The sequence below is a fragment of the Nocardiopsis coralliicola genome (genome assembly GCF_054779695.1).
On sequence record NZ_BAAGXT010000017.1, the window covers coordinates 99,153 to 113,131 of the forward strand.

A 13,979-nucleotide genomic window follows, 5' to 3' on the forward strand; every position below is an offset into this window, starting at 1 on the left:
GGGCAGCGAATCGTGTTCCGCGCGCGGGGTTACAGCCCCAGGGCCGACTGGATCGGGCCGAGCGCGAAGTAGACGACGAAGGCGGCCGCCACGAGCGCCATCAGCGGGTGGATCTGCCGGGGGCGGCCCTGCACCAGCTTGATGAAGACGTAGCTGATGAACCCGAAGCCGATGCCGTCGGCGATCGAGTAGGTGAACGGCATGGTCGCGATGGTGATGAAGGCGGGGATCCCGATCGCGTAGTCGGTGAAGGGGATCTTGGTCACCTGGGTCATCATCATGAAGCCGACGATGATCAGCACCGGGGTGGCGGCCTCGAACGGCACCAGCGCCACCAGCGGCGAGAAGAGCGTCGCAACGAGGAACAGCAGGCCGGTGACCACCGGGGCGATGCCGGTCCGGGCCCCCTCGGCCACGCCCGCGGAGGACTCGGCGAACACGGTGTTCACCGAGGCGGAGGCGCCGCCGCCGGCCATGGTGCCGACCGCGTCGACGACGAGGACCTCGCGGGTGTTCTCCAGGTTGCCCTCGGAGTCGAGCATCTTGCCCTGCTCGGCCACGCCGACCATGGTGCCCATGGTGTCGAAGAAGTCGGCCAGCAGCAGGGTGAAGATCAGCAGGATCACGAAGATCACGCCGACGTTGGCGAAGCTGCCGAACAGGTTGAACTGGCCGACGAGGCTGAAGTCGGGCGCGGCGACGATGTCGCCCACCGAGGTCGGCACCGAGGGGACGGTGAGCGCCCAGCCGGTGGGGTTGACGGTGCCGTCGTCGCCGACCATCGGGCCGACCTTCGCGACGGCCTCGACGATGATGCCGACGATGGTGGCGATGATGAGGCCGATGAGCATGGCGCCCTTGGCGCCGCGCACCATGAGGCCGATGGTGACGGCCAGGCCCAGCACGAAGACGAGGATCGGCCAGCCGTTGAGGTGGCCGTCGCCGAGCTGTACCGGCACGGTGGTGTCGGCGGCGTCCGGGATCCGCCGGATGAAGCCGGCGTTGACGAAACCGACGAAGGTCAGGAAGAGGCCGACGCCGACGGCGATCGCGCTCTTCAGGCCGGCCGGCACCGCGCGGAAGACCGCGTTGCGGAAGCCGGTGAGGACCAGCACCAGCAGCACGATGCCCTCGAGCACCACCAGGCCCATCGCGTCGGCCCAGGTCATCTGGGGGGCGAGCGTGTAGGCCACGATCACGTTGATCCCCATACCGGCGGCGACGGCGAAGGGGTACCGGCTCACCACGCCCATCAGGATCGAGATGACACCGCCGACCAGCGCGGTGGTGGCGGCGACACGGGCGATGCCGAGCTCATCGCCGTTCACGTCCGGAGCGGTACCGATGATCAGCGGGTTCAGCACGATGATGTAGGCCATCGCGAAGAACGTCACGACACCGCCGCGGAGCTCGCGGGCGAAGTCGGACCCGCGGGCCGTCACGTGGAAGTAGCGGTCCAGCCGCCCGAGGAGGCCGCCGTGCTTGGGCGGCGCGTCGGCGCTGGTGGTGGATTCAGGTGATGCGTTCACTCGCCCGACCTTGTGGTGCGCAGTTTGACGTACGCGAACACACTAGGGGGAGAAATCGACGAAAACGGACAGAGTAGACGCCTCATCGCTTGGATGATCCTCCAAATGCGCGGTGGTTCCGGCACTTTCGCCGGTGCGGTGTGCCCGACACCACCCCGGGCGCCGTCCCGCCGCGCGGCGGCCGCTCCCGGTGCGGCCCGCCTGCGGCCCGCTCGGCCCGAAAGGCCGGTCGCGTAGGCTGAAGGGGTGCGTGCAGCGAGACGGCCGGACCCCGAGGTCCTGGAATTCGACTACCGGATCCCCACTGCGCTGGGGACCGCCGGGTGGACCGCTGCGCTCGTCGTCCTGCTGGTCCAGGGCACCGCGGACCGCTGGTGGATCTGGGTGTGCGCCGTCGGCATCGCGCTCGGCGTGTTCGCCTACGCCTATATCCCGTACCTGCTGGGCAAGCGGGAGGCCGCCGAAGCGGCGCGCGACGCCGAGCACGCGGGCGCGGAGCGGGCGGAAGACCCCTCTGGCGCGTGATAATAGGCCCGTGTCCGATTCGCTCCGCCCGTTCCCGCACCGCCTGGCTGAACGGCTCCGCCGCACCCTGATCGACGCCGACTACACCGTCTCCGGTGTCCGCGACCGCCTCGGCAACACCGCCGCCCGCGCGCTCGCCCGCGAGCAGCTCGTGCCAGCGCTGCGCGCCACCGGCGGCGAAGAAGGGCTGGGCCAGCTGCTGCGCCTGTGGTGGCTGCAGGAGCCGATCGAGGAGAAGGCGGCCCGCGCCCTGCTGCCGGTCGACGAGCTCGCCGCCGAGGGCCTGCTCGCCGTCGACCAGCGCGGGGTGCACGCGCGCGTGCACCTGTCCCCGTGGGAGATGGCCGAGGGCGCTCCCGGCTACGTGGTCAGCGACCCGACCGTGCGCCCCGGCGCCGGAACCGTGCGGCCGGACCACGTGGTGGGCGCGGGCGGCGCGTCGTCGACGCTGGCCTCGCTCATCGTCGACGGCCCGGTGGACCGCGCCCTGGACCTCGGCACCGGCTGCGGCGTACAGGCCCTCCACCTCGCCTCCCGGGCACGGTCGATCACCGCGACCGACGTCAACCCGCGCGCGCTGCACCTGGCCGCGATCAGCTGCGCCCTCTCCGGAGTCTCCGACGTGGAGATGCGCGAGGGGTCGCTGTACGCGCCGGTGGCCGGCGAGCGGTTCGACCTCATCGTGTCCAACCCACCGTTCGTCATCACCCCGGACTCGGCGCGCTACACCTACCGCGAGTCCGACCTGCCGGGTGACGCGGTGGTGGCGGAGCTGGTCCGGCGCGCGCCGGAGCAGCTGACCGACGGCGGCTGGTGCCAGCTGCTCGGCAACTGGCTGCACGTCGACGGCGAGGACTGGCGCGACCGGGTCGGCGGCTGGGTCGCCGGCACCGGGTCGTCGGGCTGGGTTGTGCAGCGCGACGTGCAGGACCCGGCCGAGTACGTGGAGCTGTGGCTGCGCGACTCCTGCGAGCAGGGCAGCCCCGAGTACACCCGCCGCTACGACGCCTGGCTCGACTACTTCGAGCGGGAGGGCGTCTCCGGTATCGGCTTCGGCTGGATCTGCCTGCGCAACGACGGCGCGCAGGACGCCGCGGTCCGCGTGGAGGAGCTGCGCCACGAGATCGACCAGCCGGTGGGCGCCTACCTGCCGGACGTGGTGGACGGCGCCATGAGCGCGCACCGCCTGACCGACGCCGCGCTGCTGTCGGCGCACGTCGCCCTGGCTCCGGGCGTGGTGGAAGAGCGGATCGGCGTGCCGGGCGCGCCCGACCCGCAGCGGATCGTGCTGCGCCAGCAGAACGGCCTCCGCCGCGCCGCCCAGGTCGGCACCGTCGAGGCCGCCCTCGCCGGCGTCTGCGACGGCACCATGCCGGTCGGCCCGCTCCTGGACGCCATCGCGCAACTCACCGAGCAGGACCCGGCGCGCGTCCGCGCCGAGGCCCCGGACGTCCTCCGCTCCCTGATCGCCGAGGGCTTCTTCCGAGTGGCCCGGTAGGCGGCGCGGCCGGTGCCCGCGGCACCCGGATCCGGCGATGCTGCGCCGGCCGCCGGTCCCGCTGCGAGGCGGGCGGTTCCCCCCGGGCACGATGCGGGATCGTCTGCCTTCCAGCATAAGGCAGGCAGGTCGCGAAGGGTGCTCCCCGGGCACGCAGGGATGGTCCCTGCGTAGCTGCTCATCCTCCGCAGAGGGATCGGCGTGCTCCCCGCGCAGGTCAGCTGGCAACGGAGCCGGCGGGCCGGCGCGGCCCTGCACCCGCACGGACCGGAGCGGACCCGGACTCCGCCCGCCCGCACCCGGGGCTTGGGCCCGGACACCGCCCGTTCGCCCCTGGGGAACGTGATTGCGCCCTGCGCGTGTGCCGGGTGGCCCCTCCACACCCGTGATCGTCGGGATGGGATGCTCCGCGCGCGGGGATGGATCCAGCGCTGCGCCCTGGACACTGCGCCCGAGCCCCCAGCGGTGCGCCCGCACCCGGGGACGGGTGCGCGGCCCGGGTGGCAGGTCGCCTTTCGCCGTCCGCCGCGCGTCGTCGATACCGCCCTCACCGGCACGTTCCGACCCCGCGCCTCCGGAGAGGGGCAGCCGCGTGCGCGAGCGAGCGCCCGCCCGTGCTGCACACCCGACCGTTCTCTGTCCGCCGAAACCCGGCGCACCCGGGCCATCATGTTCAGGGACCAGGTTGAAGGCCCCGCCGCGTGCGGGTGGTCCCCGCGACTCGCGGTGGGGTCCGGAGCCTCTCCGACCCCGCGCACGCGAAGCCGGGCCCAGCGGGCCGGGGCAGCAGCGGCCTCGCGGGGTTGGGCCCCGCCCGCCCCGGGCGGGCGGGCCCGGCCCGCGGCGGGCTCCCCGTGGCGGGCAGAGGAGTCCTGTCCACAGGCTGGGGACGGGCGGCCGCGCTAGCGCGCCGTATCGAGGGACGTGTCCTCAAGGTCGGCCTCTGCGAGGAGCAGGGCGGCGTCGTCCGGGTTGTCGAGGACGGCGGCGACGAGGTGGCGGCGGGGCCACTCGCCGGCCTCCCAGCACAGGGCGCGGGCCAGGCCGGCCGGGGTGGCGGCGTGCAGGACGGCGCCGTCGGCGCGCCATTCGACCTCGGTGCCGTCCACCACCAGCCGGTCGTGGTGCAGGTAGGTGAGGACGCCGGTATCGATGAAGTAGCGCACCGTCTCCGGCACGGCGCGGATCTCGCCGGCTCCGCGGACGGCGCCCTCGACCTCTTCGCTGGCCAGCGCCACGTCCAGCACGTCGGCCAGCGCCGCCGCGCGGCCGGCCGGGGGCAGCAGGACCGGGCGGTCCCGCACCAGCGGCAGCAGGTCGGGCGCGTCGACGACGACCGCGTCCCCGGCGTCGGCCACGACGATCGTGCCGCCCTGCAGTGCGCGCACCCGCTCGGGCGGGTCGGCGTCGGCGGTGGTTCCGGCGGCGTCGGCGAGCGCCGTCCACACCGCGTGCAGGGACCGGTGGTCGAGGTGGCACTCGGGGTCGGCGAGCCGGTCGAGGAGGTCGTCCGCCCCGTCCGGGTCGGCCAGCACGTCGGCGAGGCTGGACCGCACCCCGATGGCGCGCGCCAGTACCGGGTCCAGCCCTTCCGGCGCGGCCTCGAACAGGCCCTGCAGGACCGGGTCGGCGCCGGCGGTGCGCAGCGTCGCGGGCGCCTGGCCGCCGAGCAGTGCGCCGGTCCGCAGCCACCAGGCGCTGTAGGACGGCACGTCGATGCCGGTGCCGTCGTCCAGGACCAGCCGGGCCGGCTCGACGACGGCGGCGCGCGCCGCGGGGTCGGCGGCGATCAGCTCCAGCGCGCGGTCCCAGCGGTCGGACCGCACGTAGTCGAGGTCGGCGAGGGCGGTCAGCTCGGCGGCCGTCGGGGGCAGCTCCCCGTCCCCGGCGCGGTCGGCGGACTCCTCCGCCCATTCGTCGATGCCGTCGACGTCGACACCGGCTCCCCCGGCGTCGAAGGCGTCGGCGAGATCCCCGGTGAGCGCCGTCTCGCCGGCCCGCAGCACCGCGAAGCCGTCGAGCACGCCCACCGCGGCGAGCACATCCCGGCCGTAGGCGTCCACCAGGTCGCCGGCGATGACACCGAGCGGAGCGTCGTCGGCGAGCACCTCGCGCAGCGGGCTGTCCGGCAGCAGCAGCTCGGCGGCGACCGCGTAGTCGCCCTCGGTGTCGCGCAGCGCGAGCTCAGCCAGGTACGGCGCGGACTCGGTGGAGGCGCCCGCCGCCGCGGCGAGCCGGAGTACCGGTCCGGCGACCGCGTCCGGGTGGTCGGCGTCGATCGAGCCCTCGACGGCGGCCCGCGTGTTCGGGTCGGCGAGGACGGCGGCCGCATCGGCCTCGACCGCGCCGAGCCGCAGCAGGATCGGGTCGGTCGCGTCCGGGTGGACCACCCGCAGCCCCAGCGGCGCCAGCGCCTGCGGCGGCGCCGGGGGCGCGTCGGTGTCCAGGATGAGGAGCGAGCGCGGCCCGCGCACGGTCCGGCCGTCGGCCAGCGGCACCGGCAGCGCGCCGAGTTCGCCGATGTCCAGGGCTGCGGCGCGCAGCGCGCGGTAGACCTGCGCCCACCACCGCGGCGGGCGGTCGAGTTCGGCGAGGAGGTCGGCGAGTTCGGCCGGCCCGATGCGGGGGATGCGGAGCACCGCGAGCGCGGGGTGGGCGGCGTCGACCGCGCCGTCCAGCAGACCGGGCACGGTACCGGCGAGGACCTGGGCGATCGGCGCGCCGCCCTCGGCGAGGACCGCGTCGCGCGGGCGCAGCGGCGCGCCGTCGGCGGCCGCCAGGAAGGGCGCGTCGCGGATCGGTTCGGCCGCCGCGGCGCGGAAGCGGGCGTCGAAGGCGCTGCCGCCGAGCGAGGCGCCGGGCACCAGGTCGAGCGCCGGGGCCGGGCCGAGGCGGGTGAGCAGCTCGGCGTAGGCGTCGGCGGCCTCGGCGAGCAGCCGGTCGGTGGCCGGCCCGTCGGCGACGTGCCGGCGGTCCACCGACAGCGGGAAGCCGGCGATGAGCAGCGCGGGCAGGTCCAGGCCGGTGTCGCTGGGCGTGGGGGCGTGCAGGACCGCGGGCACTCCGTCGGGCAGGCCCGGCCGGCCGTCGGCACCGAGCGCGACGGCCCAGGTCAGGGTCCAGTCCAACCGGCCGCGCTCCTCGCTGGGCCGGTCGGCGAGGTCGGCCGGGTCGAACCGGCCGCTGCGGGTGAGGGTGTGCCAGCGGGTGAGCCGCCGCCGGCCGCCGGACTCCTCGCCGAGCAGCACGTCGTCGGAGTCGGTGGTGCCGTCGGCCTCCGGCTCGGCGCGGGTCAGTACCCGCTCGGTGCCGCCGGCTTCGATGCGGACCTCGGCGAGCGCCGGGAGCGCCAGCAGCAGGGCCGGCCCGGTGGCCGCGAGCAGGTGCTCCACGGCGGCCACCGCGGCGCCGTCGCGCAGCCGCAGCACGACCGCGGTGTCGTAGCCGCCGGGCACGGCCGCGGGGAACAGCCCCCCTTCGCCGCTGCCCTCTCCGGCCGGGCCGGCATCGGCGGGGAAGGGGAGCCGCAGCAGCGGCACGTCGCCGCCGCGCCGCTCCAGTTCGGCGTCGAGGCCGGCGGTGCCGCGGGCGGCCACCGCGGCGCGGGCCGCCTCCCGGCTCCACCGCACCGCGCCGCCGGAGGTCGCTGCAGCGACCTCGTCGGCCAGCGCGGCGACCGCGGCGAAGCCGACACCGAACCGGCCGACCGGCTCGCCGGAGCCGTCCGGGCCGCGCTTGGCGGAGGCGCGCAGGGTCGACATCGACTCCACGCCCTCGCCGGTGAGCGGCGCACCGGTGTTGGCGGCGGTGAGCACCCCGCCGGACAGCCGGAGCAGCAGCCGCCCCGGCACGCCGGCGCGCTGGGCGGCGTCGGCGGCGTTCTGGGCCAGCTCCACGACGGCGCGGTCCCGGTAGCCGCCGAGCGCCAGGTCCTGCTCGGCGTTGGCGTCCTCGCGGAAGCGCGCGGCCGACGCCGCCCAGCCGTCGAGCACCCGCCGCCGCAGGTCGGCCGTACCGAAGGGGTCGGCGTCCATGGGGTCCTCCCGGTCCGGAGCTTCCGTGCTGGTGCGCACCGCCGACCGCCGCACCGCGCGGAAGGCGCGGCGGGCGGCACTGCGGGCTGCACCACGGTACGCGAGCCGGGTGCGCGGGGTACGGGAGGTGCGCCCGAGTGTGGCGGGATCGGCGCAGATCAGCTCTGCTGGACCGGAAGCTTCTCGCCCTCGGACGCCTGCACGATCACGAAGCCCTGCCCCTCGAAAGACACCTGGAACGCCTCACCGCTCCCCCGGCCGATCAGCGCACCCGCCTTCACCGTCGAGCGGATACCGGTGTGCAGCGACGCCGACCACGCCACCACCGACTTGGTGTCCGCGAAGGTCGGGGCGTTGACGTTCAGCAGGACCGGCTCGCCGTGGCAGGCGATGGCGAGGCGGCCGTGCCCGCTGAACACGGTGTTGAACAGGCCGCCGGCCGCGATCGAGCCGCCGGAGACGCGGGAGACGTCCCAGTCCAGCCGGCCGTCGAAGGCGAGCACGTTCTCGGCGTTGACGCTGACCGCGTCGCCCTCGAGGTCGATCAGGTGGATGTCCCAGGCGTCGCGCGCCAGGTAGACGTCGCCGGATCCGGTGACCGACATGAGGGAGAGGTCCTCCCCGGACACCGCCTGCTTGAGGAAGCGCTTCACGCCCGAGCCCTGGTACGCGAAGTCGATCGCGCCCTGGTAGGCCACCATGGCTCCCTGCTTGGCGAAGAACTCGCCGTTCTGCATCCTCATCCGGAGCAGCTTGCGGTTCTGCAGGGTCAGCCCCGGATGGGGGTTGTCCTCGGTGGAGGAGAAGAGGTTGCTGCGCACGGGGGGCTCCTTTCCGGTCCCGCCCGCGGCGCAGCAGCTGCGCTCAGGAGTCGGACGAGACGAGCTCCAGCTCGGTGGTGTCGTCAACGATCAGGTGATCGTAGCCGAGCTCGTCGACCACCGGCCCGGGGCGCTCGGTCCGCGGCGCCTCGACGGCGGCCTCGGAGTGCGCACCGCAGCCGTGGTCGAAGGAGACCACGCGGCCGTCGTCCGGCGAGTACTCGTTGGTGCACACGCCGAACATGCGGCGGAACCCGCCGGCCATGAACGTCAGGAAGCCGCACGAGGAGCAGCGGCCGGGCGCAGCGGTGGCGACCGGGCTGCGCGGGCCGGCGTCGCCGTCGTACCAGCGCTGGGCGGCGGACTCGCGGCCCGCTTCGGAGAGCACCCGCGGGCGGCCGAGGCCGAGCTCCCAGACCATCTGCTGGTCGGCGCCCTCCTCCTCGGTCTCGTCCTCGGGCACCTGGGCGAAGCCGGGCTCCAGGCGCGGGTCGTCGGCGGGCGTGGGCAGCAGGTCGCCGGCGCCCACATCACCCGGGCGGAGCCGCTCCTTCCACGGCACCCAGTCCGGGGCGAGCAGGGCGTCGTCTCCGGGCAGGAGCACGGCTTCGTTCACCGTGACGGTCTTGGCGCGCGCGGCGCGGACGACCGTGACGGCGTAGTGCCACCCGGGGTAGGCGGGATCGAGGCAGCCGAACAGGTGTGTCACCAGCCGGTCACCCTCGATCTGCGCGCCGAGGTGTGCGCCGACCCAGTCGGGGCGCGCGATGTCGACCGCAGCTGCGCGGGCGGTGTCGACGGCGTCCAGGGTGGCCTTGTCAGGTGCGGGTGTGCGACGGCTCGGACTCACGTATCCATTTTCGCCGATGGCGGGTGCTGCCCGGACCACGACACCGACTCGATAGACGACCGTTACGTCCCCTAGGGCCGGAAGTAACCCGGGGTGTGCGCACTCTCACAGTGCCGCCCGGGGGTCACGCCTCCAGATCGTCGGCGACGACGCGCAGCACCTGGGCGATCTTGGCCGCTTCCCGCTGGTCGGGGTGCTTGCCGCGGCGGTAGGTACCGGAGACGCCGTCGAGGAGCTTGATCAGGTCCTCCACGATGACGACCATCTCGTCCGGCTTCTTGCGCAGCGCCTTGGCCACCGAGCGCGGCGCGTCGAGCAGCGTGATCTGGAGGGCTTGGGCCCCCTTGCGCCCCTCGGCGACGCCGAAGTCCACCCGCTGGCCCGCGCGCAGCGCCGCGGTGCCCTCGGGCAGCGCCGTGGAGTGGACGAAGATCTCGCCGCCGTCGTCGCGGGTGATGAAGCCGAATCCCTTGTCGCCGTCGTACCACTTGACCTTGCCGGTAGGCACGTCTGACCTCGCGTTCTCGCCGTAGGGCCGGGGTTTGCGCCGAGTCACCGGTCGGAGCGCACACGGGTGCACGCCCCGCCCACATCCTGACACAGCAGGCCGGAAAGGCCACGGAAGCGCGGACACCGCGCAAACCGCTGCTGATCACCGCATCTGCCCCGACCCGGGCGGCGGGGCCACTTCCGGTCACCGCCGGCGTCCGGGGCGGAGCCGGGCCGCGGGCTCTCCAGCGGGCGCGGAGCGCAGCAGCCGGAGACAGGACCGGAGACAGAATGAGAGGCCCGGACGCGGATCTCCGGGCCTCTCCGGCGACGCACGCCCCCGCTGCCGGTTGCGGAGTTGTGGGACGGGCCCGGCGGGGCCGGGGCTGCGTCATCCGTATTCGGCGCCGTCGCCGAAGTCCGGCGCCGAGTGCGCCGCTGTAGTCCGGGCGCACCCCTACGAATACCCGTCAGCACACCCGGAGACTCTCGCGAATGCCCTGGTCAAGAAGGAAATGCCGGAGGATTTAACGGTCCATGACCCCGGTGCCGGGGCCGTCCCCGCCCGCCTCTCCGGCAGTGGCGGCGGCGCGGAGGTCGGCGGCGCGGCCGAACCGGGCGAGCATGTAGGCGGTGCAGGCCCCCAGCGCGATGCGGGCCCCGATGATGCCGGTGTCGGCAAGGGCGCCGAGCACGGCCTGGTCGACGTAGGGGGCGTCGCCGGGCCACACGGCCATGCCGATCAGGGTGGCGGCGATCGGGCCCAGCACCAGCACCCACTTGTCGGTGCGCGGCCACATGCGGCTGAGTACGACGAGGGCGGCAGCCACCGGCCAGAAGTAGACCGCGCCGCCGAACACCGCGCCGAGCAGGTAGAGGAGCAGCGCCGCCGCCTCGGCCGGGTGGGCGGACAGCGCCGTCAGCGACGTGATGGCGCGTACCGCCCCGCCGGCGGGCGGGCGGGGCCCCGCGATCGGTTCTGTCCGGGCCGGGCCGACCGAGATACCGCCGGCCGCGCCGGCCCGCCGGCCGAACCACCCCGTCTCCGGCCCGCCGCGCCACGGCGGCGCTTCCCGGGTGCGGAACCGGCGGGGGCCGCTGCCCTGGGCGCCGCCGGGGCCGCCGGCGTCCGCACCGCCGTCCTGGTCCGCACCGTCCGCAGGGTCGGCAGGGTCGGCGCCGACTTCGCGGTCGACGATCTCGCCGGGGGCGCCGAACCGGTCCAGCACGGCGTCGACCTCGGCCTCGGTACTGGCGCCCGCGGCGGCACACGCGGCTCCCAGGTGCTCGCGCACCTCCCCGAGGAAGGCGGCGCGGCGGCGGGCGGGGATCCGCCCGTAGGCCTCCTCGCCCACTCGGGAGACGTAGTCCAGAATCGCGCGCTCGGGGTACTCGGACATGGGCCCATCGTGCCGCAAGATCACCGCACCGCGCCCGTAATAGGAGAATGTGCGAACGAATGTCCAGGTCCCCGGTTAACGGTTCGGGTGCGCGGGCCAAATTTCATGACCGAAAGTAGCCACGCCACGACCCTGCGCACGGTAGAACTGGCGGAGCACCGCTGGCGCGCCCAGCGCCGCCCGACCCACCGCACACGGGAGACTCCATGCGCGCTCGCCGCACCGCCGTCCTGATCGGCACCGCCCTGCTCGCCGCGGCCCCGCTGGCCGGACCGGCGCCGGCGGCCGCGGCCGCGTCGGGGACCCTCACCCTCTACGCCGGCCCCGGCATCGGCATGGAAGAGCTGCAGGTCACCGATGGCTGCCGCACGTTCGCGGCCCGCGCGGTCAACTACACCGACCTCGACCCCATCGGGGACTACTGGTTCTTCTCCGGCCCCGACTGCACCGGCACCGTCCTCGGCGGCGGCCGCGACGAAACCCAGTGGATCCCGCCGCTCCTCGGCGCCCGCTCGGTCCTGGTCGACTTCGGCTGAGCAGCCGCGGCGTTCCGGCCGCGCCTGGGCTCCGGGCCGCTCCGCCGCGGCCGGCACCCCTGCTGCGCTGCTCTCCCCGCACGCCCGCGCCCCGGACCTCGGGCGACCACCGGACCTGGCCGTTCTCCGCCGCGCAGCGGGGTGGCGGCCGCGCGCGGAACCGCGCCGTTCCGCATTTGCCCACCTCGGGCTATGGGCGGGGCCGCAGGCGGGCATATCGTGTGGCCGATGGGTGAGAACGGGAGCGGGTCCAGCGCACCGGGGACCTTCACCGGGTGGCTCCGCGAGCGGGACGACGGAGCGCTGGCCGCGCTGTTCGCGGTCCGGCCCGACCTCGTCGCCCCGGTGCCGGCCGACGTCGCCGCGCTTGCCGCCCGGGCGGCGTCGCGCGGCTCTGCGGCGCGCGCGCTGGACCGGATGGACACCGCCGCGATCGCCGCCGCCGAAGCCGTCCTAGCGCTCGGCGGGGCCGACCGGGACCGCATCGCCGCGGCGGTCGGCGGGCCCGCCGAAGCCGTCGGCCGCGCCCTGGAAGCCCTCCTCAGCGCAGCCCTCATCTGGGAGGACGGCGCTGAGCCGGTCCTCATGCCGATCGACGCGCTGGGCGGCCTGCTGCCCCGCCCAGCGGGGCTCGGCCCGTCCTACGCCGATCTCGCCGCCGCCCTTCCGCCGGCGCACACCGCGCGCCTCGGCGACCCGGAGACCGCCCCGGTGCCGCCGCGGCTGGACGGGCTCGGCCCTGACGCGCTGGCGGTGCTGGAGCGGCTCGCCTGGGGGCCGCCGGACGGCACGGTCTCCGATGCGCTGCGCGACCCCCGCGGCGACTCCCCGATCGACGTCCTGCTGGCCCGCGGCCTGCTGGCCCCGACCGCCGCGGACACCGTGACGCTGCCGCGCGAGGTCGGCCTCGTGCTTCGCGGCGGCCGCCTGTTCCGCACGCCGGCCACCGTTGCGCCGGACCCGGTGCCCGGCGATGCGGACGTCCCCGACGCCGACCGGGTGGCGCGCGCCGCCGCCGGCCAGGCGTACGCGTTCCTGCGCCGCGTCGCGGACCTGCTCGACCTGTGGGAGGCCGAGCAGCCGGGCGTGCTGCGCAACGGCGGTCTGGGCGTCCGCGATGTGCGCCGCGCGGCGGCCCGGCTGGACACCGGCGAGGCCGGCGTCGCCCTCGCGGCGGAGACCGCCCGCGCCGCCGGGCTGGTCGCGCCCACCGAGGACGTCGGCGGCGTCTGGCTGCCGACCCCCGCCGCCGACGTGTGGCGGGCCGAGGAGCCGGCCCGGCAGTGGGTCCGGCTCGCCGCGGCCTGGCTGGACTCGACCCGCGTCGCAGCGCTCGCCGGATCGCAGGACGCGCGCGGGCGCTCCCGCAACGTGCTCGGCGAAGGACTGGACCGGCGGTCGGCGCCGGAGGTGCGGCGCGACCTGATCGGGGTGCTCGCCGCCGCCGGGGGCGCCGCGCTCAGCGCGGATGCCGCTGCCGAACGGCTCGGCTGGCTGCGGCCGCGCCGCCAGGGCCCCGCCTACACGGTGCTCACCGACGCGGCCCTGGCCGACGCCCGCGACCTCGGCCTGATCGCGCGCGGCGCCCTCGCCCCCTACGCCGCCGCGCTGCCCGACGACGCGGGCGACCGCGGCGAATCCGTGCTCGCCGCGCAGATGCCGAAGCCGCTCGACGAGTTCCTCGTCCAGGGCGACCTGACCGCTGTGGCGCCCGGCCCGCTCGTCCCGCACCTGGCCGCGGAGCTGGCGCTGGCCGCCGATGTGGAGTCGACCGGCGGCGCGACGGTCTACCGGTTCGGCCCCGCCTCCGTGCGCCGCGCGCTCGATGCCGGCCGCGGCCCGGCCGAACTCGCCGGTTTCCTGGAGCGGCACTCGGCGACGCCGCTGCCGCAGGCGCTGCGCTACCTGATCGACGACGTCGCCCGCACGCATGCGCGGCTCCGCGTCGGCGCCGCCTCCGGCTACCTGCGCAGCGAGGACACCGCGATACTGGACGAGCTGATGAGCGACCGGGCGGCCGCCGATCTGGGCCTGCTCCGCCTCGCACCCACGGTGGTCGCCAGCCGCAGCACCCGGCCGGCGCTGCTGGAGCGGCTCACCGAACTGGGCTACCACCCGGTGCCGGAGGCGGGCGACGGCACGCTGCGGCTGACCGCGCCGGAGCGGCCGCGCGCCCAGGAGCGGCCGGTGGCGAGCGCCGTCGCGGAACCGCCGCCGCCCGACCGCGGCATGCGCACTGCGGCGGTGCGGGCGCTGCGAAGTCGGAGGCCAAGCGGTCTTAGGAAGACAACGAATGC

At 75.5% G+C, this 13,979-nt stretch carries 10 protein-coding genes; 4 read left to right on the forward strand and 6 right to left on the reverse strand.

Annotation, left to right across the window (positions count from 1 at the left end):
- Nucleotides 1-29 precede the first annotated feature (29 nt).
- Nucleotides 30-1,529 carry an NCS2 family permease gene (locus ACYVGT_RS14565; RefSeq protein WP_460858319.1) on the reverse strand — a complete coding sequence of 500 codons (1,500 nt, stop codon included), beginning with the start codon at nucleotides 1,527-1,529 and terminating at the stop codon, nucleotides 30-32.
- Nucleotides 1,530-1,775: 246 nt separating this feature from the next.
- Between ACYVGT_RS14565 and ACYVGT_RS14570 the strand changes: the two genes are divergently transcribed.
- Nucleotides 1,776-2,054 (forward strand): DUF2530 domain-containing protein, encoded by a 279-nt coding sequence (locus ACYVGT_RS14570; protein ID WP_460858321.1) that lies wholly within the window; start codon nucleotides 1,776-1,778, stop codon nucleotides 2,052-2,054.
- Between the two features lie 10 nt (nucleotides 2,055-2,064).
- Nucleotides 2,065-3,552: a DUF7059 domain-containing protein gene (locus tag ACYVGT_RS14575; RefSeq protein WP_460858323.1), complete on the forward strand. Its 1,488-nt coding sequence runs from the start codon at nucleotides 2,065-2,067 to the stop codon at nucleotides 3,550-3,552.
- A gap of 902 nt (nucleotides 3,553-4,454) precedes the next feature.
- On the opposite strand, the gene ACYVGT_RS14580 is transcribed toward ACYVGT_RS14575, so the two are convergent.
- The 5 genes from ACYVGT_RS14580 to ACYVGT_RS14600 form a co-directional block, all read right to left on the reverse strand.
- Complete coding sequence (locus ACYVGT_RS14580; protein ID WP_460858325.1) at nucleotides 4,455-7,586, reverse strand: sacsin N-terminal ATP-binding-like domain-containing protein; 3,132 nt, start codon at nucleotides 7,584-7,586, stop codon at nucleotides 4,455-4,457.
- A 158-nt stretch (nucleotides 7,587-7,744) separates the two neighbouring features.
- Complete coding sequence (locus ACYVGT_RS14585; protein WP_460858327.1) at nucleotides 7,745-8,407, reverse strand: AIM24 family protein; 663 nt, start codon at nucleotides 8,405-8,407, stop codon at nucleotides 7,745-7,747.
- A gap of 43 nt (nucleotides 8,408-8,450) precedes the next feature.
- A complete protein-coding gene (locus tag ACYVGT_RS14590; RefSeq protein WP_460858328.1) occupies nucleotides 8,451-9,257 on the reverse strand; it encodes a DUF3027 domain-containing protein in 807 nt (268 codons plus the stop codon).
- 124 nt (nucleotides 9,258-9,381) lie between these two features.
- Complete coding sequence (locus ACYVGT_RS14595) at nucleotides 9,382-9,765, reverse strand: cold-shock protein (RefSeq protein ID WP_460858331.1); 384 nt, start codon at nucleotides 9,763-9,765, stop codon at nucleotides 9,382-9,384.
- A 508-nt stretch (nucleotides 9,766-10,273) separates the two neighbouring features.
- The gene (locus tag ACYVGT_RS14600) at nucleotides 10,274-11,146 is read right to left on the reverse strand and encodes a hypothetical protein (RefSeq protein ID WP_460858333.1); all 873 of its coding nucleotides are present in this window, start codon (nucleotides 11,144-11,146) and stop codon (nucleotides 10,274-10,276) included.
- Nucleotides 11,147-11,352: 206 nt separating this feature from the next.
- Here ACYVGT_RS14600 and ACYVGT_RS14605 point away from each other — a divergent pair, with 206 nt between their 5' ends.
- Both ACYVGT_RS14605 and ACYVGT_RS14610 read left to right on the forward strand, forming a co-directional pair.
- Nucleotides 11,353-11,682 (forward strand): hypothetical protein, encoded by a 330-nt coding sequence (locus tag ACYVGT_RS14605; protein ID WP_460858335.1) that lies wholly within the window; start codon nucleotides 11,353-11,355, stop codon nucleotides 11,680-11,682.
- 228 nt (nucleotides 11,683-11,910) lie between these two features.
- On the forward strand, nucleotides 11,911-13,979 hold a 2,069-nt coding region (locus tag ACYVGT_RS14610), incomplete at its 3' end, for a helicase-associated domain-containing protein (RefSeq protein WP_460858337.1).